Raw genomic sequence first — 26,847 nt, forward strand, 5'->3', positions numbered from 1 at the left:
TATGGTAACGGCAAATAATCCAATTTTATCCGGTTTTTATCCGGATCCGTCGATTTGCAGGGCGGGGGATGATTACTATATTGTAAATTCAAGTTTTGTTTATGCCCCGGGAGTTCCGATTTTTCACAGCAGAGATCTGGCACACTGGGAACAGATCGGAAATATTCTGAACCGGAAGGAGCAGCTTCCAGTAGAGGGAAGTGAAATCTCAAGAGGTATTTTTGCACCGACGATTCGTTATCATGAAGGATTATTTTATATGATAACAACAAATGTAAGCTACGGTGGAAATTTTATCGTTACAGCGAAAAATCCGGAAGGCCCGTGGTCAGATCCATATTACCTTGGTGAAGAAGCAGCAGGAATTGATCCAAGCCTGTTTTTTGATGAAGATGGAAAGTGCTATTACTGCGGAACAAGACCAAACCCGGAAGGTGTGCGATATAATGGGGACTGGGAAATCTGGGTACAGGAACTTGATCTGAACACCATGAAACTGACAGGAGAAAGCATGGCAATCTGGAAAGGTGCGGTAAAAGACTGCATCTGGCCGGAAGGGCCGCATATTTACAAAATCGGAGAATATTATTACCTGATGCATGCAGAGGGCGGTACAGGTCCGGAACACAGTATCTCAGTTGCCAGAAGCAGAAAACTGTTTCAGTGGTTTGAAGGATGCCCGAGGAACCCCATTTTTACACATCGCAATCTGGGAATGGATTATCCGGTGATTTATGCAGGCCATGGAGATCTTGTAGATGATGGACATGGAAACTGGTATGTAGTAATGCTTGCTTCACGGCCGTGCAGAAAACACAGCAGTATGGGCAGAGAGACATTTCTTGCTAAAGTGATATGGGAAAATGGATGGCCGGTCATTGCGCCTGGAGTGGGACATCTGGAAGAACAGGTGGAAATCCCAATGGAAGAATATCGCTTTGCACAGGAAGTTACAAAATGTGATCAGATTCATTTCTGGGATAAAGAGTTGGATCAGAGACTGATTGGAATTGGCGGGTGTGATGAAACCATTTATTCGCTGAAAGAAAAAGAGGGAATGCTGCGGTTGTATCCCCGAAAAGAAAGTATTGCAGAAGCAGCCTATTGCTCCTATCTTGGATTACGGCAGAAAAGCTATCGCTTTGAAGCGGAAACAGGAGTTTTCTTTGTGCCGGAAAACGAGAAGGAAACGGCAGGTCTGGTTCTTTACCAGAATCATGAGAATCATCTGAGGATGGAAATCGCAAAAAAGCAGGAACAGAAAGTTTTTCGTGTTGTAACGTGTATCAAAGGAACAGAAACGAAAGCAGCAGAAGTTTTACTGCCAGGAGAGACGGAACAACTGCTGAAAATACGCCTGCAATGCCATGATCAGACGGCAAAAGTATGGATTGCGTCAGAAAATGGCTGGGAATGTGCGGCAGAGGAAATCAGTCTTCTTCCGTACACAACAGAAGAGGCAGGTGGTTTTGTCGGATGTACCATCGGCATGTATGCTTCTTCTAATGGAATGGAAAGCAAAAACCATGCAGACTTTGCATGGTTTACCTGTAGCAGCAGGAATTAGGGATTTTTCTGCAATTTTTCCGGATAAATATACATATCGCGGAATTCCGTAGGCGTACATTGTTTGACAGAACGGAAGACGCGAAGAAAGGTGGAAAGACTGGAGAAACCAGACTGAAGTGCTGCTTCCGTGACAGGAATATCGGGATCGGATAAGAGCAGCATGGCATGATCAATTCTTTTGCGATTAAGGTATTTGTAATAGGTGGTATTTGTAAACTGCTTAAACAGTCTGGTAAAGTGGTATTTGCTGAAGCCTGCTGTTTTTGCAACCTGGTCAAGGGAAAGATCTTCCGTGCAGTGTTCATCAATATAATTGCAGATGGAAAGAAAACGATCCAGATATTCTTTCTGCTTTTGCGGTCCGGCATCAAAACGGCAGGATGCAAAGGCCTGGTATCTGCCGATCAGAGAAAGAATATCAAGCATGCGCGCATAGATAACAGCTTCCGAAAGAAAGGAATCCTCTTCATATTCCGAAAGAATCTGGCAGATAAGATGATAAATATCGGAATAGATGTCAGGAGCGGTCTGAGGAGTAAGAGTGAGAACCGGGGAAATCAGCGCGAGGATGGAATTGAGATCGCGGATTTTTGACACAACCGACCATTCAATCTGCAGAATAATTCGTTTTCCGTTTTCCGGTGCCACAAGAGAGTGAAGGATCCCAGGGCAGATGAAAATAATGTCGCCCTCCTGAAGAAGAACAGGTTTATCCCCGAGGAAAACCGTATAAGTCCCTTCCAGAGGCATAATGATTTCCATGGGAGTATGCCAGTGAATGGGATAGTCCTCGCAGTCTGTGTTTACAAAAAGCCGCAGACTGCTGTTCTCTTTATACGTTACGGTTTCGTGAATCCCGTCTAAATGTTCAATCATAATATTGCCTCCGGAGGACTGCTGTAAATTTGATATTATCATAATACAGTAAAACAGAGATCACAAGAGAAAAAATTGAAAGAAGAGAACTGAAAACAGAATTCCAATCTAAATCTGGATATGATAAGATAACTGTGTGAAAGATGACATTGGAAAATCCAGAAGGGAGCAGGCAGTGTCTGCTCCCTGATTCACGTGAGAGGTTCTGAGAATGAAAGAGTTGCTTCAAAAAATTGAAAAACGGATGGATGACTTTACGGTCAAAAAGAAATTATACATTTTATATATTTTTTGCGTACTGCTTCCGCTGATCATTACGGACAGCGTGGTTTTTTTAATCATAAGAAATTCCGAGATGGAAAAGCAGAAACATGATATGACCAACATTGCAAATGCGGTAAGCTACAACATCAGCAGCGTGGTAAATAATGCAGGAGAAATGGCAAAAACGATCTATACCAGCAGATATATTGATGATTTTCTATCCAGAAAATATGATACCTCTGCTCAGTATATCATGGAATACCAGGAGTTTTTCAAGGATACTTTGTTAGAAAATCTGCTGGGAATGAATCAGATTGTATTTACGATGTATACGAACAATGACACCATTGTGAAGGGAGGAAAAGTAGGTAATATAGAGGATCTGAAAGAAACGCAGGCGTATCAGAAACTGAACCAGAGTGGGGAAACAAAAGGTTTTTTCTTTGTCTATGACAAAAACAGATCCGGAACGGCAGAGGAACGCAAGGTGGTATTTCTTCAAAAACTCGATTTTTTTTCAGGAGATCAGGAAAAAATGCTGCAGTTGGAATTTGACTATGGGAACATGATGCGTACGCTTCAGAAAATGAATTTTGACAACGAAGTTTTGATCTGTGAGGAGAATCAGATTGTACTTTCCAATACGAAACATGGAAGCACAGGTTCAGACTTTGAAGAACTGGATGATAAAATAAAGAAGGGATATCATCAGACGGTCAATCTGTATGGTACGGAACTTGAGGTGTATGTCAGACGTACGGGGGAGAACGCGATTGCGAATATTGCTCATGATTTACCGAGTATTCTGCTTCTGATCCTGATTAATGCGATTCTGCCATTCTTTTTTGTACATATCCTGAATCATTCGTTCACAAAACGTATTACGGAGCTGAATGAAGTGTTTAAAAGCGTGGATTCCGAACAGCTTGTACCGATGCGTCATGAAGGCGGAAAAGATGAAATCGGAAGTATGATTCGAAGCTACAATCGAATGGCGGCCAGGACAAATGAGCTGATTCAGACAGTTTATAAAAACAAACTCGTAGAGCAGGAGATGCTTGTCAGCCGCAAAAATGCAGAACTTCTTGCCCTTCACAGCCAGATTAATCCTCATTTTCTGTTTAATGCACTTGAGAGCATCCGCATGCACAGCATTTTGAAAAATGAGAATGAAACAGCGGATATGGTTGAAAAACTGGCTGTCATGCAAAGACAGTATGTCGAATGGGGCGAGGACTCTGTGACGATTGAACAGGAAGTGGAATTTGTAAAGGCGTATCTGGCACTCCAGAAATATCGTTTCGGAGAAAGACTGAGTTATCAGATTGAGATTGATGAAGAATGCAGAAAAAGAAAGGTTCCAAAACTTACGCTGGTAACATTCGTAGAAAATGCATGTGTGCATGGAATTGAAAGTAAAGCGTCTCCAGGCTGGATTTTTGTAAGAGTATATGAACAAAACGAGCTGATCTGCATGGAAATAGAAGATACTGGGAACGGAATGGAAGAAGGCAAAAGGCAGGAACTTCTGGAAAACATGAGAAACGCAGACATTGAGATGCTGAAAAAGAAAGGAAGGGTAGGAATTGTCAATGCATGTTTAAGATTGAAAATGGTATCGGAAAATAAAGTGAAGATCGATCTGGATGGAGAAGAAGGGGTGGGTACACTGATAACAATCTGGATGCCCCTGGAGTATATGTAGTGTAGAGCAGGGAGGAGAAAAATGTTAAAAGTACTGTTGGTTGATGATGAACCCTTTATCCTGCAGGGAATTAAGGTCATCATAGACTGGGAAAAAGAAGGATTTGAAATTGCTGCGACGGCAGAAAACGGTCTGGAAGCACTGGAATATTTGAAAAAAGAAAAAGTGGATCTTATCATAGCAGATATCCGGATGCCTGGTATGACAGGTCTGGAATTACTGGAGCAGATACGAAGGGAAGAAATATCGGATGCGTATTTTGTTATTCTGAGCGGTTATGCGGAGTTTGATTACGCAAGGCGTGCCATGCAGAATAAATGTACGGAATATCTGTTAAAACCTGTTGACCGGGAAACCCTGTTAAAACTGTTGCATAAGGTTCGTGCATTATCAGACCGGGAGAGACAGGAATCAAAGGCACATGAGGAAATGGAACATGCCTATTTTTCGAGACATCTGATCTCTTTAATCCATGGAAAATACGATGATGTCAATCTTAATTACGTAAAAAAACACATGAAAGATACGCAGGGAATCCGTTATGTGGAGATTCAGAAAGAACAGCCGAACAATCTGGAAGAACAGAGCGATAAAGACCTGCGGAATTTTCAAAGAGAGCTGTATGACTGCTGCAGAGAATTTTTGAAAGAAGATGCCAAGCACTGTGTATTTGATGTTTCTGCGGATGAAAAAATATATGATATTGGTTTTGTATATTCTGAAAACCTTGCGGAGCGTCTGGGAATGGATGATAAAACATACCTTTCTGCATTCCGGCAATATCTTGTCAATAATACGAAACAGCCGGTTATTATGCTGGTTGGGAAAAAAGTACCAGATATCAGCAATGTGGCAAGATCGTATGGTAATGCCTGTATGCTCCGCTCTTTTCAGGGGTTCCGGGCACGAAAAGAAATCTATTATTATGAGGATGAAGTGCAGGTTACAGCGGCTGGAATGGTCTTATGCAAACAGGGGCTGGATCAGCTTCTTACCACCATTGAACAGAATAACCACATGGAGATCCGGAAAGCAGTAGAACAGTTTTATGAAGAAATGAGTCAGATGGGAATGAATGCTGAGAGCATGAATCTGAATATCAATTATCTGCTTTTCCAACTGATCCATCTGGCGAGTGAGCAGGATAATGACGTAAACCAGGAAGAAATCCTGCGGCTGATCAGTGAAAGCAGCTTTGAGAATGGTATCCTGCGTGGCAGTAAGGCGCATATGGCGCGCTTTGCATGTGAATACGGCGATTATCTTTCTCAGCTTCGAAAAAAACGTTTCCAGGGGCGTTCTCGGCATGGTAGAAAAAGAAATCAAAGAGAATTATGCCGCCAACCTCACGCTGAAGGGTCTCAGTGAAAAATACTATGTCAACAGTGCCTATCTCGGGCAGCTGTTTCGGAAAAAATATGGTCTTTCCTTCAAGGACTATCTGAACAATTTCCGGATGGAGCAGGCCGCAGGCCTTCTGATCCGCACGGATAAAAAAATTGTGCAGATTGCAGAAGAAGTAGGATATCATGATCTGGATTATTTTGTAAACCGTTTTATTCAGGTGAAAGGGTGCACACCGGCCAGATTCCGAAAACAGATGCAGCAGGGAAGTTAAAGAAAACAGGAAGTAAGAAACAGGGTAAATTATAGTGCGTATCTACGATCTATAATTTACCCTGTTTCTTACTATAGTTCATCCGATTGTTTCAAACCTGCAAACTGATAAAATAAATACTATCAAAGGGAGGTATTACAAGATGAAGAGAAAAAAAATTGTAAGCATGCTGCTTGCCTCGGCAATGGCAGCAACCCTGCTCGCAGGATGTGGAGCAGGAGGAAAGAGTTCCTCTAAGGGAGATTCTGACGGAGAGATAAAAGAATTTACCGCATTTTTTGCAGTCCCGGGATCCGAAATCAATGATGATAATGAGGTTCAGCAGATCATTGCAGAAAAAACAGGCGCAAAGGTAAAAGAAACCTGGCTGACGGGTCAGACGGATGTTGAGGCTATTGGCACCATGATCGCAGGAGGAGAGTATCCGGACTTTATTGAGGGCGGAAACGGACAGATGCAGTTATATGATGCCGATGCACTGGTTGCACTGGATGACTATCTGGATGATTATCCTAATATTAAAAATCTGTTCTCTGATCTTGAGTGGGAAAAATTAAGACAGGATGATGGCCATATTTACTGGATTCCACAGTTTAGCTGCATTAAAAATGAAGAAAAAGTATGTACACATAATGATGAAGCATTCTGGATTCAGGCCAGAGTCTTAAAATGGGCGGGTTATCCGGAAATTAAAACAATGGATGATTACTTTAATCTGATTGAATCCTACAACGAAGCGAATCCGACTATGGAAGACGGAACGGAAAATATTCCATACACCATCCTCTGTGACGACTGGAGATATTTCTGTCTGGAGAATGCCCCGCAGTTCCTCGACGGATATCCAAATGATGGATCCTGTATGGTAGATCCGGATACACTGACCGTTTTAGATTATAACACTTCGGATACAGCGGTTGCCTACTTCCGAAAACTGAATGAAGAGTATCAGAAGGGAATTGTAGATCCGGAATCCTTTACACAGAGTTACGATGAATATATTTCCAAACTTTCTACCGGACGTGTACTTGGAATGATTGATCAGTGGTGGGATTTCTCGAATGCAAATGATGCAATCAAACAGGCTGGACTGGATGAGCAGGGCTGCGATTATATTCCTGTTCCGGTTACGATTGATGGCCGTGACAATCAGTGGCACAATTCAGGCGGGGCATTTAATGAGTCGAGCGGTCTTGCAATTACAACAAGCTGTGAAGATGTGGAAGGAGCATTACAGTTTGTAAATGATCTTCTGGATCAGGATATTCACAATCTCAGATTTTGGGGTGTAGAGGGTACCGATTATGAGGTGGATGAAAACGGAGAATTCTACCGAACAGAGGAAGAGCGGACGAAACAGTCTGATACCGCGTACAAAGCATCTCATACCTGCCCATATTCCTACTTCCCACAGTACACTGGAACCAGTGATGATGGAATTAACGCCAATAAACCGGATGGACAGGCAAGTGAGTTCTTTGATGGATTAAATCAGGATGTAAAAGAAACCTTTGAGGCTTATGGTGTTGAGACTTATGTTGAGATGCTTGGAACAAATGAGGCACCTGGAGACTGGTATCCGATGTGGTCCTTCTCTAACAATTTCACAACAGATACACCTGGCGGAGTTGCATGGAACAAAATTGCAGATGTAAAACATGAGCAGCTTCCGCAGGTTGTTATGGCAAAAGATTTTGACGCGGCATGGGATACCTACATGGATGCTTACAATGCATGCCACCCGGAAGACTTTATCAGTGAACTGCAGACTGAATTAGACACAAGAATGGAGCAGGCAGCGAAGTTCAAATAAAAAATGAAATTTTGAAGCGGGCAGATGTGAAAAATTTCATCTGCCCGTTTTTTTAAGGAGTGAGGTCATGTCTTTAGCGAGAACAAAATCAAAAACAAAAGAGCCCAGAACAAAAATCACATGGAAAGAAATCAAAAGACAGAAAGTCCTGCTTTTCTGGGCAGCAATTATCGTAGCATATGGTGTGATTTTCTATTACCTTCCGCTTGCTGGCTGGGCAATGGCATTTCAGAACTACAAACCGAAACTAGGAATCCTGCATTCAGAGTTTGTAGGATTAGAAAAATTCCGGACACTGTTCTCAGATATGACGTTTATCCGTGTTATCCGGAATACTCTGGCAATGGGAGTTATCAATCTTGTTGTAACTTTCGTAACGGCAATTGCGTTTGCAATTTTATTAAATGAAATCAGAAGCCATATAGGAAAAAAAGTGGTTCAGACCATTTCCTATCTGCCGCATTTCCTTTCGTGGATTATTGTAACCGGTATTCTGCATGATATGCTTTCCGGAACTGGTATTGTAAATGAAGTTCTGGTGAATCTGCATATCATCAAACAGCCAATTAACTTTTTTGCACATACGAGCTACTTCTGGCCTATTGTTGCTTTTGCAAATGTGTGGAAGGAAACCGGCTGGAATGCCATTATTTATCTGGCAGCAATCACAGCAATTGATCCATCTTTATATGAGGCGGCATCCATAGACGGCGCCGGAAGGTGGAATAAAATTAAGTACGTGACACTTCCTGGAATCAAACCGACCATTATGATTCTTCTCCTGATGAACGTAGGCAACGTTTTGAATGCCGGATTTGAAATTCAGTATCTTTTAGGAAACGGCCTGGTACAGAGAGTATCACAGACCATTGATATCTACGTATTGAAATGGGGTATCAGCCAGGGCGATTATGCAATCGGTACGGCAGCAGGTATTTTCAAGAGTGCAGTCAGCATTATACTGATTATGATCGCAAACCAGATTGCAAAACGCAATGGCGAAGAGCGATTGTTCTAAGGAGGTTCATCATGGCAAAAAAAACTGGAAAAAAGACCGGAAAATTGGATCTGTTTCCGATAATAAATGGTATTATCATGGTACTGTTTATAGTCATTACACTGTATCCGGTATTAAATACACTGGCAATATCATTAAACGATGGTACAGATGCCCTTCGCGGAGGAATTTATCTGCTGCCAAGAAAATTCACATGGAAAAACTATATCACCGTTCTTCAGAAGGATAACCTGATCACGGGCGCATATATCACAGTGGCGCGAACCATCATCGGAACGCTGCTGGCACTGGTAGCAAATGCAATCCTGGCGTTTATTGTAAGCAGAAAACGCTTTCTGTTTAAAAAAGAATTATCCTTATTCTGGGTTATCACCATGTATGTCAACGGTGGAATGATTCCTACATTCCTGCTGTACAAACAACTTGGCCTGACAAACAGTTTCGGGGTATATGTAATTCCTGGAATGGTCAGTGCGTTCAATATGCTGGTAATCCGTACCTATATGAACGGAATTTCCGACAGTCTGGAAGAGTCCGCGCAGCTTGACGGTGCAGGATATACCACGATTTTTCTGAAGATTTATTCACCGCTCTGTAAGCCGGTATATGCAACCGTAGCATTATTTGTGGCGGTAGGACAGTGGAACTCCTGGTTTGATGCGATGCTGTACAACAGAATGAACAGCAATCTGACGACCCTTCAGTATGAGCTTATGAAACTCTTATCATCGGTTACGAATCAGGGAACCTCTGTGGAAGCAATGAAAAATGCAGCCGGTTCGGTCACACCGACGTCGGTCCGTGCAGCAGCAACCATTATTACCATGCTTCCAATTATTTGTATTTATCCATTTTTACAGAAATACTTTGTTGCCGGGCTTACTCTTGGCGGAGTAAAAGAATAAAGATACTGCATTTTATCCAGGGTCATGCTGTTTTGGCATGACCCTGAAATATTATATGAGGAGAGAGCATATGAAGATAGCAGGAAAAAATCCAATTACAGAACTGGATTATCCGGATCCAGATGTCATCCGGGTAGATGATACGTATTACATGGTAAGCACTACAATGCACTTTATGCCGGGGTGTGAGATTCTGCGGTCGTATGACTCATTCACTGGGAACATCTGAGCTATGTGTATGAAAGACTGGACAGCACAGAGGAACAGAGGCTTGTTGGTGAGAAAAACTGCTATGGAAAAGGCATGTGGGCCGCATCGCTCCGATACCATAAAGGGATGTATTATATTTGCTTTGTGGCGAATGATACCGGAAAAACATACCTTTATACTGCTGATGATATCGAAGGACCATGGGAAAAACGCATCATAGAAGGCTTTTATCATGACTGCTCACTTTTGTTTGAGGATGATCATGTTTATATTGTTTCCGGCAATAGAAATATTCGTCTGCAGGAATTGAAAAAAGATCTGAGCGGTCCAAAGGAAGGCGGACTGGATCGGATTCTGGTCAGTGACAGTCGGAATCCGGGGCTTGGTTTTGAAGGAAGTCATTTTTATAAAATCGATGGAATTTATTATTTATTCCTGATTCATTCCCTTCCGGACAGGTGGATGCGGACGCAGGCGTGCTATGTATCAGACAGCCTCACGGGAGAATTTAAAGGCGGAGATGTATTGTGTGACACCATGGGATATTGTGGGCAGGGCGTTGCACAGGGAGGAATTGTGGATACGCCGGATCATAAATGGTATGCCGTGCTTTTTCAGGACAGAGGTGCCGTCGGCAGAATCCCGGTTCTTGTGCCAGTAAAATGGGAGAAAAATGTCAGAGTTACCTGTATGCCGGCGCCGGGCGAACAAAAAGAGCAGATCATAAAAGAAAATTATCCGGTATTGGGTGATTCGGGAAGGGCACTCTGTGAGGTGGAAACACAAAGTACAAGACCGGATGCACAATATCATCCGCTTGTGGAGAGTGATGATTTTTCGGAATGGAATCCGGAACAGAAACGGCTGTTTGGAACGTTTGGATGGAAGAGCTGCTGGCAGTTCAACCACGAACCGGAACTTTCCTGGATTGAGAATGATGCAGAAAAAGGATGCCTTAGAATGGTCTGCAGAAAGCAGTGCAAAAATGTCACGCAGGCAGTCAATACGATCACCCAGAGAATGAAGTTTCCGGTGTGCATAACAGAAGTAACCGTTGACGCGGAAGGAATAAAGGACGGAGATTATGCAGGAATGTGTGCATTACAGGGATGTTACGGCATGGCGGCCGTTACAAAGCGTGATGGACAGATGCTTCTGGTTATGAGATCTCTCGAAGCGGAAAATGACGGCCCGGAAGGAAATCAGGGCAACAGTGAAGAAATCGAATGGGAAGCAGTGGCGGTTGAATCATCGAAAATAAGAATCCGGATGGAAGCGGATTTCCAGAACCAGCACGATAAAGTCCGGTTTTTATACTGGAGCGATGAAAAATGGAAACAGATCGGACCATGGCATCAGCTCTATTTCAAAATGGATCATTTCACAGGATGCAGAGTGGGACTGTTTGCCTATGCAACGAAAGAAACAGGGGGAATCGCAGAATTCGGCAGATTCCGATATTTTTAACAAAAAGTTCCCGCCCCGGCATTTATAAGTGAAATTCCGTTGAATTTCTGGAAACTGCTGGTGATCTTTCTGGAGAGAACCATCATTGCCATTCCGCTGATCGTATTGTTTGCAAATATGATCGGGCTGTAAATACAGGAAAATACAAGATCTCCGATTTGGCACTTTTGTGCTGAATCGGGGATTTTTTGGCATAAAAACGCAGGTAAAGGATTCGTAGATTGACAAAACAGCCTATTTTCGCCTATTCTGAGACTGTAAAAACGCTCCGCTGGGCAACATGAGACGGTGCGGGAACAGCAGGAGGAAGGGACACGACGTGGAAGCGAAAGAGTTCGGGCGGTTTATTGCCGGAATGCGAAAAGAGAAAAAGATGACGCAGGCAGAGCTTGCGGAAAAGATTCATGTGACGGATAAAGCCGTCAGCCGGTGGGAGCGGGGACTTGGCTTTCCCGATATCCAGACGATTGAGCCGCTGGCTCAGGCACTTGGGATTTCTGTGCTGGAACTGATGCGCTCCGAACGGCAGGAGAAGGCGAAGGAAGAGGCGGCGCCGGAAATTCAGTATACTCAGAAGGAGGTGGCCGAAATGCTGCAGAACGCAGGTGACATTTCAAGGCAGCAGAAAAAACAGGACCGGAACGCAAACGTGATCGCGGGATTTCTGGTGATCGGTGTGGCAGCGGCAGCGTGGGCGGCAAAGATCGTAAACGTGGGCGGCGGCCTGATTCTAGGCGGTCTGGTGGCAGCAGCGTTTGTATCGCTGTGGTATTTTTTCCAGAACCTCGATGATGAAGAAAGCCGGAAAGTCTATGGGGCAGCATCCATTCTGTCTATCGGCATTCTGGCATCCCTGGTAAATTTCGTCTGGGGCGATCAGCTGGCAGAATTCATTCCCGGCGGTCTGGAACGAAAAGAGCAGATCTTCTGGACCCTGTGGTATCTGTTTGTTCTGGTAATGATGATGATCGGAACCATTCGATGTATCCGCCGGCAGAGACAGAAAAAAGAAAAGAAATACAAAACCGTTCTTTTCACGGCAATTATGGCGACGATCATGTTTGTAACACTGTGGCAGTATCAGAACACCATGCAGAACCGGTACAAAAACACAGGAATCTGGAGGGGCGCACAGCAGTACGCCGAGGTGCTGCTGAAAAGAAACAAAAACCTCGAAAACGACTGGCTGATCGGCGATGAGTCCTGGCGCGAAGGAAACAAAAATACTTTCGAAATTCGCCTTACCTATTACGCTGATGCCGATGACGCAAAAGAGGGACGTGAAAGCGAATATCAGTACAAGATTCATTTTGATGATGTTGACGGCTACGTCATCAAATCAGAAGGCGTACCAGAGAAAGAGATTGTTTTCCCGGAAAATAAATAAGAAGTGAGAAACGGGATTCCATTCTTGCGCCTCCCACAGAAAAAGACTATACTCATAGTATCAGCATGTACGCTCGGAATCTTTCTGCACTTGCTTTTGCGACTGGCGGTTGGAATCAGTTATGATAAAGAAACAAAAGAACATGCCTGTAAAATAGAAGTATTGTGATGATTTGCAAGCTGTGGAAAAGGGATATCGTGTGTGTGAACGGAGAAAAGCAAGTAAAAATAGTAATCTTTACTATTTTTCCTTGCTTTTTCCTTGCTTTTTCCTCCATCATAGGATAATATAAAAATATACGGTTCGGAGCAGGTTCCGGGCAGGAAAAAACAAGATGGAAAGGATATGGATTTTTATGAAAATTACAGAGGATATTATCTACGCGGGAGTCAACGATCATCAGGTAGACCTGTTTGAAGGTCAGTACAAAGTGCCGAACGGCATGGCATATAATTCTTACGTAATTCTCGATGAAAAAACGGCAGTTATGGATACCGTAGATGCAAACTTTGCGGATGAATGGCTGGCAAATGTTGCGAAAGCACTGGATGGCAGAAAACCGGATTACCTGATCGTACAGCATATGGAGCCGGATCACTCTGCGAATATTGAAAACTTCGTAAAAGCATATCCGGAAGCAACCGTTGTTGCAAACACAAAAACCTTTGCCATGATGAAAAACTTTTTCCCAAAGATGGATCTCGCCGGAAGGAAACTGGAAGTAAAGGACGGTGAGTCCCTTACGCTCGGAAAACACGTTCTGACCTTCGTGTTCGCTCCGATGGTACACTGGCCGGAGGTTATGGTTACATACGACAGCACGGACAAGGTTCTGTTCGCAGCAGACGGTTTTGGAAAATTCGGTGCACTCGACCGCGAGGAACCATGGGATGACGAAGCACGCCGTTATTTTATCGGTATTGTCGGAAAATACGGTTTGCAGGTACAGAAGCTCCTGAAAGTAGCAGGTACGCTGGACATCCGGAAAATCTGTTCCCTGCACGGTCCGGTTCTGACGGAAAATCTTGGCCACTACATTGAAAAATACGATATCTGGTCTTCCTACCGCCCGGAAGAAGAAGGTGTTGTGGTTGCCTATACTTCTGTTTACGGCAATACAAAAAAAGCTGCCGAATTGCTTGCAGATAAGCTGAAAGAAAAAGGATGCCCGAAGGTCGTTGTTTACGATCTGGCAAGAGACGATATGTCTGCTGCCGTAGCGGATGCTTTCCGTTACAGTAAGCTGGTTCTCGCAACCCTGACCTACAATGCAGGCATTTACCCGTTCATGCAGGATTTCATCAACCGTCTGACAGAGCGCAGCTTCCAGAACCGCACCATCGGTCTGATCGAAAACGGAAGCTGGGCACCGACCGCAGCGAAAGTGATGAAAGGTATGTTTGAGAAGAGCAAAAATATCACCTGGACAGAGAATAATGTAAAAGTAATGTCCGCTGTGAAGGAAGAGAACGTAAAAGAGATCGAGGCACTGGCCGAAGAACTCTGCAAATAAGAAATTAAGAAGAGAAGAAAGAATATGGGAAAAATGCTCCGCTGGACTTTGCGAAAGGCAAAGACAGCGGAGTCTTTCGTTCTCCTCTTTTGGAAAGAAGATTCTGTGGAGTTCCGGAGGGAGCAGGATCGCCCTGCGGTGGGTCAAAAAAAGCCGGGGGTTGAATTTTGCGAAAGCCTGCGGCCGCCTCTTTGTAAGTGAGACTGCATCAGGTTTCTGATCTTTCAATTTTGATGTCATAATATTCTGAAAATAATAAAATACAAAATAAATTAAAAGAAAGTATTGACAAAATAGAGAAGATGAGTTAATATAAGATCAACAAAAGAAAAGAGAACAAAAATAAAAACAAGAAAGAAACATCAAGACGAAAAAGAAACATCAAAACGAAATCTAAGAAAGTAAGAGGTACAGTCCAATGGCATAGTTAATCTGAACATCAAAAAAATCTCTGAAGAGTTTACATATAGAACCTAAAGGAGATGATTCCAATGAAAGGCAGAGGCCCATAGGGAAAAAATAAAAAATAAAAATCCAGGAGGTACGGTCCAAAAGGAACATAACGAAATACCCCGAAATCAATGAAAGCAGCAGGTGTATAAAATGAAATTACTGGAAATTCATTAAAAGCCCGGTCGAGAGAAAAAAGAATCGATCGGGCTTAAACTATGTCTGCTGAAAAATCTGTTTGACTGCCCTGCGGTCTGCGCGAGCCGTGAAAGCAGAAAAGACGCTACAGCCCCGAAAGAAACGAGAGCATACAGCGTCCTTTTTCTTTCAAGAATCAGTGTAATACTTGTACGCATGTGTTTACGAGTTGTTTTTTGCAAAAACGATTCTTTTTCAGATGTCTGGTTTTGGCAAGGTAAGTATGGTAGAATAAGAAACGGAAAATGGATAGGAGGATAAGAATCTATGTATTACGTACCAGACGGAACCAAAACATGTGGTTATTATGAATGCAAGAAATGCGGCAACCGCTTTTTATCCCTTCAGACGATGGAAAAAATCCCATGCCCGGACTGCGAGGCAGAGGTGGATTATGAGATCGGACCTGGCGAATCTTTGGAGGATGTGCTGGATACCGCAGTGCTGCTGCAAAGAATTGAGGGCGAAGAGGAAGTGGAAAAGATGGATGCACTCTTAAGTCTTGCGATTACCGGCGGAGATTTTGACTGGATCTGACATACCGGAGTCTTTTTCAAACAGGCGCCGGACAGGTGGCGGATATTTGATGAAAGCAAAGTCTGGTGTTCGCTCTGAATTTTCACAGAATTTTGCCGGAGTTTTTCCGCGATTTTAAAAGAAAACAAAGAAATTTCAAAGGTTCATGAGAAAAATGTTCAGAAATGACTGAAAAAATATCGGCAAAATTGTATAAAATTGACAGAACTGACGCAAAAGACCGGAAATCATCGAAAAATTTAAGGATTGACAAAAAGCGGGAATTCCGTTAGAATGTGCCTATGTTGAAAAACAGCAGAGCAATGGAACAAAATAAAGACAACGCAACGGAGCGGTTCTGAAAAAAGAATCTCTCCGTTTTTTTATTTCTTCCCTTTCTCCCAGGTTTAAATTTCTCCCGGAAAACACTCTCAGGAAACCAGAAAATGATCTGTCTGTTTTTCAAGATAAACTCCATATAAGTAATGGATTCGCGAAGGCGCGGTACGAAGGGAAAGCTTCGTGCCGCGTTTTTCAATCCAAAGGAGAAACGTCAGTAAAGAGTTCGCAACGGGGCGATCTGGAAGGAAGACTTCCAGGTCGTTTTTTGTTATCAAAGATATCAGGGACTGCTTCTGAAAACCAGATTTGATTTTGTCAGAAACAGGACAGAGAAAATGAGAAACCGGAAAGGAGAAAGTCCGATGGAAAACACAAACGTTTTATTTGACAGAAAGCGTCTGGTCCGGCTGATCGTTCCCTTGATTGTGGAACAGGTGCTGGCCGTTACCGTCGGTATGGCAGACATGGTGATGGTATCCGGAGCCGGTGAAACGGCTGTTTCCGGAATCTCACTTGTCAATACGATCTGTGTACTGCTGATCGTGATTTTCACATCGATGGCAAGCGGCGGTTCCGTTGTCGGAGCCCAGTTCCTCGGAAGTGGGGATAAGAAAACAGCGTGCCACGCAGCCGAACAGCTCGTGATGATCTGCGGACTGATTGCACTTGTCATCTGCGGCATTTCCTTTTTCGGAAACCGCTGGATTCTCCGTGTGGTCTACGGATCGGTGGAAGAGCAGGTTATGGCCTATGCGGTGGAATACTTCTTCATTACATCGCTTTCGTTCCCGTTCCTTGGCATCTACAATGCCGGGGCAGCGCTTTTCCGGGTTATGGGAAACTCAAACATTTCAATGGTTACTTCCATCGTGATGAATGCGCTGAACATCATCGGAAATGCTATTTTTGTTTTCGGCTTTGGCATGGGAGTTGCAGGCGTGGCACTTTCCACTCTGATTTCCAGAGCATTTGCCAGTGTTGTGATTCTTGTACTGCTGCATCAGGAAAAATACGAGATCCACTGTACGAAATGGTTCCTGGTCGGATGGGATAAGGAGATGATGAAAAAGATCTTTTCCATCGGTGTTCCGCAGGCGTTGGAAAACAGTATGTTCCAGATCGGAAAGCTGTTGACCCAGAGCATGATTGCCGGATTCGGAACCGCATCGATTGCAGCAAATGCCTGTGCAATGACCGTGGAACAGCTTGCTTTTATGCCGGGATCGGCGATGGGACTTGCCATGACAACCGTGGTTGGCCAGTGTGTCGGAGCGGGAGATTATAAGCAGGCGAGAAGCTATACAAAGAAGCTGATCACAGGAGCCTACGCATTCCTTTGGATTCTGAATATCCTGCTTCTGGCAGCAGCACCACTGTTCGCTGGAGCATATAACCTTTCCGATGGCGCTTACCGGATGGCAGTGATCGTGATCCGATACCACAGCATCTGCTGTATGATGATCTGGCCGCTGGCCTTTACCCTTCCGAACACGATGCGTTCTGCCGGCGATGCCAAGTTTACGATGACGGTCAGCATCCTGTCCATGTGGTTCGTTCGAATTGCACTGGCGTATCTGATCGGTGTTTCCCTCCATGTGGGACTCCTTGGTGTCTGGATTGCACAGACCCTCGACTGGGTAGTCCGTGCAGGATTTTACATTGTCCGGTATCTCGGTCATAAATGGGAAAATAAATCCGTTGTAAGGCAACAGGAAAAGGAAATTCTTACAGAATAAAAACAGAAGAATCAACTTGTCGGCATACTGGAAATCCATCTTGAAATCGGAACATAAAAAGACAGAAGTACAACAGGAGGCGAGGCGTATGAAAGAAGAAAACTATGAGGTAGTCGTTTTTCAGGGAGACCCGGGAACCATCGATCTGACGTACGAAGAAATAGAAGCAGAGTGGAACAAAATGCTGCAGAGTGTACCACAGATCGGAAAGTTCCGTATCATCCATCAGGAGAAAAAGAGGTACACCTTCGAAGATTACAGCAGTCAGATCGGGAACGCCGACGCAGCACTTGGTATCTGGGTCCACAAAGGAGTGATCAACGAAAAGCTCTTTGAAGCGCATCCGAATCTGAAATATATCGCAACGCTGGGACATGGATTTGAAGACTTCGATGTGGAAATGACAAGACGCCGGGGCGTGACCATAACGAATACGATTTACGGTGATGTCACCATTGCCCAGTATGCGATGGCACTGCTCATGAACATCTGTCATAACGTGACGGTACAGAGCGATTACACCAAAACAGGGTACTGGAAAGAAAAAGAAACGAATCCGCAGGCAAGCTACAATCAACTGTTCGTGCCGCAGATTGAGCTCTACCAGAAAACGATGGGAATCATCGGACTTGGCGCAATCGGTCTTTGGACGGCAAGAATGGCAAAGGGCTTTGGCATGAAGGTCATCGCAAACAGCCGTCACAAAAAGACGGGACCGCAGTATGACGGCATCGAGCAGGTCAGCATGGAAGAAATTTTCGAACGGTCGGATGTGATCTCCATTCACTGTCCGCATACGAAGGAAACAGAAAACCTGCTGAACCGTGAAGCATTTGCCAAAATGAAGGATGGTGTCATCATTATCAACACCGCGCGGGGAATCATCATCGATGAGGAGGCGCTTCTTGAGGCGCTGGAATCGAGAAAGGTTTATATGGCAGGACTCGATGTTGTCGCAAATGAGCCGCCGCAGTATCAGATTCCGCTGATGCAGTCGCCGTACACCTTTATTACTTCCCATATCGCCTGGCAGCCGAAGGCAGCAAGACTCCGCGCAGTCGATCTGGCGGTGAAAAACTTCCGGTCTTACCTGGAGGGAATGCCGACGAGTGTGATTAATTAAAAACAGTGGATTGTGAAAACAGCTGCAAAAAAACGACTGTAAAAACAACTGTAAAAACAGCAGAGCTGCGGAACAGTCCAGGCATGAAAGAAGAGGTTAGAAAATCTGTCAGAAAACAGATTTCTATATAGAAGCAGCAGAGCCGGTAAATGAATGGAAGAGAAAACCGGGAAAGCGGATAAAAAAGAAATCCGCAGCCGGAAAAATCAGAAGCTGTACAGGAGCCGGTTCGGAAAGGGAGGGAAAATCATGAAAAAGCTGGAAATTGTAATTCGTCCGGAGAGTCTCGAAAATCTGGAGCTACTCCTCGAGGAACAGAAGGCAAACGGTATGATGATCACGAATATCCTTGGATATGGAAACCAGAAGGGATATCGTCAGATGTACCGCGGAGCGGAAATCGTGGCCAAAATGCTTCCGAAGGTTAAAGTGGAAACCGTTGTGGAGGATGACAAGGTTCCGAAAATCGTTGATTTTGTTGTAAAAAACCTGTCAACCGGAAACTACGGCGATGGAAAAATTTTCGTTTACGATGTCGAAGATGCAGTGCGGATCCGAACGGGTGAGCACGGCGAACAGGCACTTTAAAAAATCTTAAAGTTACCGTTTCAGAAGATCTGCAGACGGGAACAGGTAAGAGATGAGAATGAGGAGGAACTTATTATGGAAAACACACAGGTATTACTCAATATCGTATGGACCATGGTCGGAGCCTTTCTGGTGTATTTTATGCAGGCCGGATTTGCCATGGTGGAGACAGGATTTACAAGAGCGAAAAACTCCGGAAACATTCTGATGAAGAACATGATGGATTTCGTGCTCGGCTCTATTTTCTTCTTTATCATCGGATTTGCGCTGATGTTCGGAGGAAGCAATGCCTTTATCGGAACAGCAGGTTTCTTTCATCCGAAATCGCTGGCAGATGCAGATGGCATGTTCAACGGACTGCCGATCGGCGTATTTATGATTTTCCAGACTGTGTTCTGTGCAACATCGGCCACGATTGTATCAGGTGCTATGGCAGAGAGAACCAAATTCATCTCTTATTTGATTTACTCCGCAGCCATCAGCGTTTTCATTTATCCGATCACCGGACACTGGATCTGGGGCGGCGGCTGGTTAAGCCAGATCGGGTTCCATGATTTTGCAGGATCTACGGCAGTTCATATGGTCGGCGGTCTGTGTGCCCTTGCCGGTGCAAAAATGGTCGGACCTCGTATCGGAAAATACACAAAAGAGGGAAAACCGGTTGCTATTCCTGGTCATAACCTTCCGCTTGGAGCACTTGGTGTCTTTATCCTCTGGTTCTGCTGGTTCGGATTTAACTGTGGATCGACCACAGCAGCAACCTATAACCTTGGCGACATTGCCATGATCACAAACCTCGCAGCAGCAGCAGCAACACTTGTTACCCTGATTGTTACCTGGGTACGTTATGGAAAACCGGATATCAGTATGACAATGAACGGCGCACTGGCCGGACTGGTAGCTATCACAGCAAGCTGTGATGTAGTCAATGATTACGAGGCACTGTTCATTGGAGCAGTTGCAGGTGTTGTCGTTGTATTTGCAGTTGAATTCTTTGATAAAGTCGTAAAAATCGATGACCCGGTTGGTGCAATCAGTGTACACGGTGTCTGTGGAGCACTCGGAACCCTATTTACCGGTATTTTCGGCGAGGGATGCAGCTTTATCACCCAGCTGATCGGTTTTGTAGCAGTTGCGGCATATACCTGATCCTGGCGTTCATCCTGTTCTTCGTCCTGAAAAAGACCATCGGACTTCGCGTAACCGAGAAAGAAGAGATCGACGGACTGGATATGCACGAGCACGGATGCAGCGCTTATGCAAACTTCCACTTCCACAATGACAAATAAAAAGAATCGATGAAAAAGGATCAATAAAAAGGTGGTGCGGATATGAAAAAGCTGACAGTTATTGTCAAACCCGCGAACCGGGAGGATGTCATCGACATCATGGAATCGTGTGCCGTGTACGGCGTGATGGAAACGGATATCACCGGATATGGAAACCAGAAGGGTTACCGGGTGATGTACCGTGGAACCATGAGCGGGCCGAATGTACTGATGAAATGCAAATTCGAGACCGTCGGTGACGATAAGACAATTGAAGTATTAAAAGGCTTCCTGGAAAAGAAGCTGTGTACCGGAAATATCGGAGACGGAAAGATTTTTGTCGAGAAAGTGGCAGATGTCATCCGGGTTCGTACCGGCCAGCGCGGCGAGGAAGCATTATAAAAACAAAAGACAGTAAAAAGGTGCAAAGAGGCAGCCAGAACAGATCGTTCGGCTGCCTCTTCTGAGCTAAAAAAGCCGGAACGGGAGGAATGCTGCATGGTAAGATACATCATAAAACGTTTATTCATCGGAGTGGTGACGATCTGGGCACTGATCACCATTACCTTTTTCCTGATTCGGATTATGCCGGGCAGCCCGTTCGAGGCGGATAATCTTTCCCAGAGCGCGATTGCACAGCTCGAATCGACCTACGGACTGGATGAACCCATGTGGAAACAGTATATTCTTTACATGGAAAATCTGATGCACGGAGATCTCGGCATTTCCTATAAAAAGAACGTTTCTGTTAATACACTGATCGCAAGAGGATTTCCGTACACGCTAAGCATCGGACTTCTCTCTATTGCGGTATCTGCATTCCGGGCTGGATCGGCATGGCTCGTCAGGTAAGAGGCCAGCTGATTGCCTTAAAGGAGCAGGAGTTTTCCATGGCAGCACTCGTCATCGGAGCAAGTGATGCGAGAATTCTCTTCCGTCACCTTTTGATCAATGCCATCGGACCGATCATTGTACAGATTACCTTCCTTGTTCCGAATGCCATTTTTACGGAAGCCTTCTTAAGCTTCATCGGAATCGGCATTTCTGCTCCGATGGCAAGCTGGGGTTCCATGGCACAGGATGCCCGTCAGGTGCTTACCATGCACCCGGGACAGCTGCTTTTGCCGACCATCTGCATTTGTATCACCATTTTCTCCCTGAACTTCCTCGGCGAGGGAATCGGCGATGCCTTTAATCCAAAGAAAACCAGGGGGTGAAGCGTATGAGTTTACTCGAAATCAGCCATCTCACAACAAAATTTGAAACGCAGCAGGGAACCGTCAGCGCAGTCCGCGATGTTTCCTACCATCTGGAAGAGGGCGAGGTACTTGGTATTGTCGGCGAGTCCGGTTCCGGAAAAAGTGTCGGCATGCTGACCCTGATGGGGCTTCTGGCATCGAACGGCAGAGTGGAAGAAGGAGAGATCTTTTTCGACGGAGAAAACATTTCTCCGCCGCACACGAAGGACCGGAAAGAAAAACGGGCTTATGAAAAGAAAATGCAGCAGATCCGCGGAAACTGCATCGGCATGATTTTCCAGGATCCGATGACATTTCTGAATCCGATCCTGAAAATCGGAATTCAGATGACAGAGGGAATTCGAAAGCATCAGAATTGCTCCAAAAAAGAGGCGGAAGCGAAAGCCATTGAGCTGATGCGGCAGGTCGGAATTCCAAGTCCGGAAAAGCGGCTCGATCAGTATCCGTTCGAATTTTCCGGCGGTATGAGGCAGAGAATCATCATTGCGACGGCTCTGGCGTGTGATCCGAAGCTGATTATCGCAGATGAGCCGACAACCGCACTGGATGTGACCGTACAGGCACAGATTCTGGAGCTTTTGAAAAAGCTGACGAAGGAAAAAGGAACCTCCGTTATTATGATTACCCACGACCTCGGCGTTGTCGCTTCTATGTGTGACCGGATTGCCATTATGTACGCAGGACAGATCGTAGAAGAGGGAACCGTCGATGAGATTTTCTACGAACCGCATCATCCGTACACGAAAGGTCTTCTGAACAGTATCAACAATTCGGCAAAGGATAACGACGAACCGCTCGTTCCGATTCCGGGAACACCGCCGGACCTCTTAAAGCTTCCGAAGGGCTGCGCATTTATGAGCCGCTGTCCTTACACTATGAAGATCTGTGAGGTACAGGCCTCTCCGGTGACAACCTACAGCGAGACGCACTGCTGCAGATGCTGGCTGGAATGTATGGATGAAACAAAAATCACAGTTTCCGGGGAGGAGGCGGCGCTGGAGGACTCTATGGCAGGTAGCCATTTTTATCCTGATTTTGCAGCAGTACTGCTGAAACAGAAGGTAGCGGAGCAGTACGGATTAAAAGCAGAAAATGTACTGACAGGAGCCGGATCGAGTGCGATGATCGATATGATCGGACTGACCTTTCTGGACGATGGAGATGAGGTGCTGTTTTCCGCGCCGACCTACGGGGCATTTGCCGACATGGCGTATTTAAATGGCGGTGTGCCGGTCTCCGTACCGGTAACCGAGGAGCAGAAATTTAATCTCCCTGCCATGAAAGAAAAAATCGGTGAAAAAACAAAAATCGTGGTGATCTGCAATCCGAATAACCCGACCGGAACGTATGTGCCGATCGGGGAGCTGGAAGCATTCGCAGATACCCTTCCGGAGGACGTTCTGTTGGTGATGGATGAGGCATACATGGAATTTGCCACCGAGCCGGACTGCTGTAGTATGGTCGATTATATGAAAGCGCATCCGGAAAAACCGATTCTGGTTCTCCGCACCTTTTCCAAATATTATGCGATGGCAGGCCTTCGTGTCGGCTATGCGCTGGGCTCCGAAGAGCTGATTGGAATCATGCGGAAATGTTCCGCTTCCTGGAACCTGAATGTCTGTGCACAGAAAGCGGCAGAGTGAAAAAGGTTTTACGGTAAACGTTAAAAGATAGAATGAAAGAGAAAAAGACCGGATGAGAAGTAAAAAATCCGGTCTTTTTCTGCTGGTATGAGAACAGAAAAAGCGGATCAGCAGGTTGCATATTTCAGGTAAAAAAGGTATACTTATAAGTGATGAAAAGAGAAATATGTTAGCAGCAGCTAATAAGAAAAAAACAGAGAAAAAACATGGTTTTTGCAAATTAGTGCTTGCCATTCCATGAAAATTGGAATATTATATGTGCAAACGCCTATAGATGAAAAAAGATGTATCACATCCTGAAAGGGGAAAGAAAATATGCTTTTTAAAACATACCAGAAGATCACGACGTTATTTAAAGAACATCATGGATATATGAGCTTCGCAGACCTCAGAGATCATCAGGTGACCGTACTGCAGCTGGCAGAAATGGAAGAGGAAGGAAGTCTGGAACGATTTGCACGCGGCTGGTACTGGTGCAAGGACTGTGGTTATGAAAAACCGGAAGACTATCAATATATTGAAATTGCGAAAGTAAACCCACGCGCAGTCATCTGCATGGACAGTGCTGCATGGCTTGCCGGAATGCTGAAAGAAGAGCCGGCTACGATTGCAGTTGCAACAGCACGGACAGACCGAAAAAAAATGGATCTGGAAAATTTTGAAATCAGACGTTTTTATTTCCAGAATGCCGATGTCCCGGGCGAAATCTGTGAGAAAAAGACAGAGTTTGGTTCCTACAAATATTATTCTCCGAAGAGAACCTTCTGTGACTGTCTGCGCATGAACAATAAGATGCCGGAGGAAGTAAAAGAAGAAATCCTCACCTGGTGCCGGAAACAGAAATATTCCAAAGAAGAGATTCTGGAATACGCGAACAAGCTCCGTGCGGTAAAAAATATCGAGGAAGAGTATCAGAAATAAAATTTCACAGGAATAGATAAGGGAAACTCCCGACGGAAGATCTTATACGAGAAATTCTGCCGGGAGTTTCTGCGTGTATATCGGATGGTTACGCATACACGATTTCCTCGTATGTTCCCCTGTGTCATTCGCAAAAATCGCATAAAATGAGAAGCAAAGAGCAATACTTGACTAGCCGAACGGGAAACGTGGCGATACAATAGAGGCAACAAATTTCGGGAGGATTTTACCTATGAGTAAAGAGACGAGAGAGTATGCAAAACAGCTGGTTTCCCAGATGACGCTGGAAGAAAAAATGAGCCAGATGGTCTATCAGTCACCGGCGATCGAGCGTCTTGGCATTCCGGCATACAACTGGTGGAATGAAGCGCTGCACGGCGTGGCAAGAGCTGGTGTGGCAACGGTATTTCCGCAGGCTATTGGCCTTGCAGCAACGTTTGATAAAGAGCTGCTGCAGGAGATCGGTGATGTTGTTTCTACCGAGGGACGTGCAAAATTCAACGAGTTTTCGAGAAAAGGCGACCGCGGCATCTACAAAGGCCTGACCTTCTGGGCACCGAACGTCAACATTTTCCGTGATCCGAGATGGGGCCGCGGCCATGAGACATATGGTGAGGACCCGTATCTGACCGGTGAGCTCGGATGCGCCTACATCCGCGGATTACAGGGACCTGACCCGGATCACCCGAAGGCAGCGGCGTGTGCCAAACATTTCGCCGTCCACAGCGGCCCAGAGGCGATCCGCCATGAGTTTGACGCAAGAGTCAGCAAACATGATCTGTATGACACCTATCTGTATGCCTTCAAACGCTGTGTCAAGGATGCAAAAGTCGAGGCAGTCATGGGTGCGTATAACCGTGTCAACGGTGAACCGGCATGCGGAAGCAAGACATTGTTAAAGGACATCCTGCGCGATGAGTTCGGCTTTGAAGGCCATGTTGTCTCCGACTGCTGGGCAATCATAGATTTCCATGAGCACCACAGAGTGACCAAAAATGTAGAGGAGTCCGCAGCGCGTGCTGTCAACAACGGCTGTGACCTGAACTGCGGCGTTGCTTTCCTGCATCTGCCGAAAGCATACGAGGATGGCCTGGTATCCGAAGAGGCAATCACCGCGGCAGTTGAGCGCCTGATGGAAATCCGCATCCGCCTCGGTATGATGAAAGACTATCCGTCACCGTACGAAGATCTGTCCTACGATCTAGTCGAGTGCAAGGAGCATGTTGATCTGTCCGTCGAGGCAGCGAGAAGAAGTATGGTTCTGCTGAAAAATGAAAACAATATGCTGCCGCTCGATGTGAAGAAGATCCGCAGTATCGCCGTGATCGGACCGAACGCGAACTCGAGAGCAGCGCTGGTTGGAAACTATCAGGGAACATCGTCCAGATACATCACACCGCTGGAAGGAATTCAGCAGTATGTCGGTGATGATGTGAGAGTGACATACGCAGAGGGCTGTCATCTGTATAAAAATAAAGTCGAAGGACTCGGCGAGGACAAAGACCGTTTCAAAGAGGCTGTCATTGCCGCTGAGCACGCAGACGTTGTCGTTCTGTGCCTTGGACTTGATGCAACTGTTGAGGGCGAGGAAGGCGATGCCGGAAACGAATACGCGAGCGGCGATAAGCTGGGCCTCAATCTGCCGGGCTTACAGGAGGAACTGCTTGAGACAATCACAGCGGTTGGAAAACCGGTAGTCCTCGTTCTCTCGGCAGGAAGTGCCATCGACCTGTCCTGGGCCGAGGAGCATGTACCGGCTATTCTTGACAGCTGGTATCCGGGTGCGCGCGGCGGAAAAGCCGTGGCAGAGGCGCTGTTCGGCGATTATGCACCGAACGGAAAACTGCCGGTGACTTTCTATCAGGGAACAGAAAATCTGCCGGAGTTCACCGATTACAGCATGGCAGGACGAACCTACCGCTATACTGATAAAAATATTCTGTATCCATTTGGATATGGACTGACGTATGGAACAATTTCCTACAGCGGCGCAAAAACGGAGCAGGAGACGAGCGCGGTGCTCGACGATGTGACCGTGTGCACGAAGGTGAAGAATGAGAGTGCATATCCGCTGCATGAGAGCGTAGAGGTTTATGTGAAATACAAAAACGCACAGCCGGGTGAGCCAGGCTTCCAGTTAAAAGGCATCGCGTGCGTGGAACTGCAGGCAGGAGAAGAAAAAGAGGTTTCCGTGACACTGCATGCAAGAGATTTTGCTGTTATCACAGAGGACGGCGGATGTGTCGTACGGCCGGGCGAGTATGAAATCTCCATCGGCGGACAGCAGCCGGGCGAAAGAAGCCGCGCGCTGACAGGACGTGAGACAGAGATTCTGACGGTCAGAAAAGAAGGAAATGAAGAGAACGTCGAGTATTAAGTATTAGATAGAAATTGAAAAACGAAGAGGGAGGTGGAATCGTCTGCCTCCCTCTTTTGGTGACAGAATGGACGGCTTGGT

Annotated in this window: 22 protein-coding genes and 1 pseudogene; 22 read left to right on the top strand and 1 reads right to left on the bottom strand. The window is 45.4% G+C overall.

All coding sequences use genetic code 11. The annotated features are described in order from the left end of the window. Position 1: 1 nt before the first annotated feature. Complete coding sequence (locus DXA93_RS10220; RefSeq protein WP_118697311.1) at positions 2-1,567, top strand: glycoside hydrolase family 43 protein; 1,566 nt, start codon at positions 2-4, stop codon at positions 1,565-1,567. On the opposite strand, the gene DXA93_RS10225 is transcribed toward DXA93_RS10220, so the two are convergent. Then, complete coding sequence (locus DXA93_RS10225; RefSeq protein ID WP_118601257.1) at positions 1,564-2,445, bottom strand: helix-turn-helix transcriptional regulator; 882 nt, start codon at positions 2,443-2,445, stop codon at positions 1,564-1,566. The two genes, DXA93_RS10220 and DXA93_RS10225, sit on opposite strands and share 4 nt — an antisense overlap. 211 nt (positions 2,446-2,656) lie before the next feature. Between DXA93_RS10225 and DXA93_RS10230 the strand changes: the two genes are divergently transcribed. The 21 genes and pseudogenes from DXA93_RS10230 to DXA93_RS10320 all read left to right on the top strand — a co-directional run bounded on the left by DXA93_RS10230 (position 2,657) and on the right by DXA93_RS10320 (position 26,766). Then, positions 2,657-4,414, top strand: a complete 1,758-nt coding sequence (locus tag DXA93_RS10230) for a sensor histidine kinase (protein ID WP_118595814.1) — start codon at positions 2,657-2,659, stop codon at positions 4,412-4,414. 21 nt (positions 4,415-4,435) lie between these two features. Beyond that, entirely contained in the window at positions 4,436-5,782 is a 1,347-nt protein-coding gene (locus DXA93_RS10235; protein WP_243109203.1) for a response regulator, read from the top strand. Beyond that, positions 5,721-6,032, top strand: a complete 312-nt coding sequence (locus DXA93_RS18510) for a helix-turn-helix domain-containing protein (RefSeq protein ID WP_243109204.1) — start codon at positions 5,721-5,723, stop codon at positions 6,030-6,032. The genes DXA93_RS10235 and DXA93_RS18510 overlap by 62 nt, the downstream gene beginning before the upstream one ends. Before the next feature lie 142 nt (positions 6,033-6,174). Next, positions 6,175-7,845, top strand: a complete 1,671-nt coding sequence (locus tag DXA93_RS10240) for an extracellular solute-binding protein (RefSeq protein WP_118595816.1) — start codon at positions 6,175-6,177, stop codon at positions 7,843-7,845. A gap of 67 nt (positions 7,846-7,912) precedes the next feature. Next, positions 7,913-8,863 carry an ABC transporter permease gene (locus tag DXA93_RS10245; RefSeq protein WP_118595817.1) on the top strand — a complete coding sequence of 317 codons (951 nt, stop codon included), beginning with the start codon at positions 7,913-7,915 and terminating at the stop codon, positions 8,861-8,863. Between the two features lie 11 nt (positions 8,864-8,874). After that, the gene (locus DXA93_RS10250; protein WP_118595818.1) at positions 8,875-9,768 is read left to right on the top strand and encodes a carbohydrate ABC transporter permease; all 894 of its coding nucleotides are present in this window, start codon (positions 8,875-8,877) and stop codon (positions 9,766-9,768) included. Between the two features lie 70 nt (positions 9,769-9,838). Continuing rightward, a complete protein-coding gene (locus DXA93_RS19845) occupies positions 9,839-9,997 on the top strand; it encodes a family 43 glycosylhydrolase (RefSeq protein ID WP_330427321.1) in 159 nt (52 codons plus the stop codon). Positions 9,998-10,002: 5 nt separating this feature from the next. Beyond that, a complete protein-coding gene (locus DXA93_RS10255; RefSeq protein ID WP_330427322.1) occupies positions 10,003-11,445 on the top strand; it encodes a glycoside hydrolase family 43 protein in 1,443 nt (480 codons plus the stop codon). A 319-nt stretch (positions 11,446-11,764) separates the two neighbouring features. Continuing rightward, a complete protein-coding gene (locus DXA93_RS10260) occupies positions 11,765-12,832 on the top strand; it encodes a helix-turn-helix domain-containing protein (RefSeq protein WP_117801243.1) in 1,068 nt (355 codons plus the stop codon). Positions 12,833-13,187: 355 nt separating this feature from the next. Beyond that, positions 13,188-14,345 carry an FprA family A-type flavoprotein gene (locus DXA93_RS10265; protein ID WP_118640593.1) on the top strand — a complete coding sequence of 386 codons (1,158 nt, stop codon included), beginning with the start codon at positions 13,188-13,190 and terminating at the stop codon, positions 14,343-14,345. A 915-nt stretch (positions 14,346-15,260) separates the two neighbouring features. Further along, complete coding sequence (locus DXA93_RS10270; RefSeq protein WP_022462435.1) at positions 15,261-15,530, top strand: hypothetical protein; 270 nt, start codon at positions 15,261-15,263, stop codon at positions 15,528-15,530. 683 nt (positions 15,531-16,213) lie between these two features. Continuing rightward, on the top strand, positions 16,214-17,587 hold the full coding sequence (locus DXA93_RS10275; protein WP_119208280.1) for an MATE family efflux transporter: 1,374 nt from the start codon (positions 16,214-16,216) through the stop codon (positions 17,585-17,587). A gap of 88 nt (positions 17,588-17,675) precedes the next feature. After that, on the top strand, positions 17,676-18,710 hold the full coding sequence (locus DXA93_RS10280) for a 2-hydroxyacid dehydrogenase (RefSeq protein ID WP_119208230.1): 1,035 nt from the start codon (positions 17,676-17,678) through the stop codon (positions 18,708-18,710). A gap of 249 nt (positions 18,711-18,959) precedes the next feature. Next, a complete protein-coding gene (locus tag DXA93_RS10285; RefSeq protein WP_055221847.1) occupies positions 18,960-19,298 on the top strand; it encodes a P-II family nitrogen regulator in 339 nt (112 codons plus the stop codon). A 75-nt stretch (positions 19,299-19,373) separates the two neighbouring features. Beyond that, positions 19,374-20,587, top strand: a pseudogene (locus tag DXA93_RS10290) (ammonium transporter). Between the two features lie 42 nt (positions 20,588-20,629). After that, positions 20,630-20,968 carry a P-II family nitrogen regulator gene (locus DXA93_RS10295; protein ID WP_022462439.1) on the top strand — a complete coding sequence of 113 codons (339 nt, stop codon included), beginning with the start codon at positions 20,630-20,632 and terminating at the stop codon, positions 20,966-20,968. Positions 20,969-21,064: 96 nt separating this feature from the next. Further along, a complete protein-coding gene (locus DXA93_RS10300; RefSeq protein WP_119208232.1) occupies positions 21,065-21,418 on the top strand; it encodes an ABC transporter permease in 354 nt (117 codons plus the stop codon). Further along, complete coding sequence (locus DXA93_RS10305) at positions 21,403-21,783, top strand: ABC transporter permease (protein WP_082424743.1); 381 nt, start codon at positions 21,403-21,405, stop codon at positions 21,781-21,783. Before DXA93_RS10300 ends, DXA93_RS10305 begins: the two co-directional genes overlap by 16 nt. Positions 21,784-21,788: 5 nt before the next feature. Then, positions 21,789-23,468 (top strand): aminotransferase class I/II-fold pyridoxal phosphate-dependent enzyme, encoded by a 1,680-nt coding sequence (locus DXA93_RS19850; RefSeq protein ID WP_158583292.1) that lies wholly within the window; start codon positions 21,789-21,791, stop codon positions 23,466-23,468. 315 nt (positions 23,469-23,783) lie between these two features. Further along, the gene (locus tag DXA93_RS10315) at positions 23,784-24,389 is read left to right on the top strand and encodes a type IV toxin-antitoxin system AbiEi family antitoxin domain-containing protein (protein WP_022462444.1); all 606 of its coding nucleotides are present in this window, start codon (positions 23,784-23,786) and stop codon (positions 24,387-24,389) included. A gap of 232 nt (positions 24,390-24,621) precedes the next feature. Next, positions 24,622-26,766 carry a glycoside hydrolase family 3 C-terminal domain-containing protein gene (locus DXA93_RS10320; protein ID WP_055268352.1) on the top strand — a complete coding sequence of 715 codons (2,145 nt, stop codon included), beginning with the start codon at positions 24,622-24,624 and terminating at the stop codon, positions 26,764-26,766. Positions 26,767-26,847 lie beyond the last annotated feature (81 nt).

This window comes from Blautia sp. OF09-25XD (genome assembly GCF_003482095.1).
GTDB lineage: Bacteria > Bacillota > Clostridia > Lachnospirales > Lachnospiraceae > Fusicatenibacter > Fusicatenibacter saccharivorans.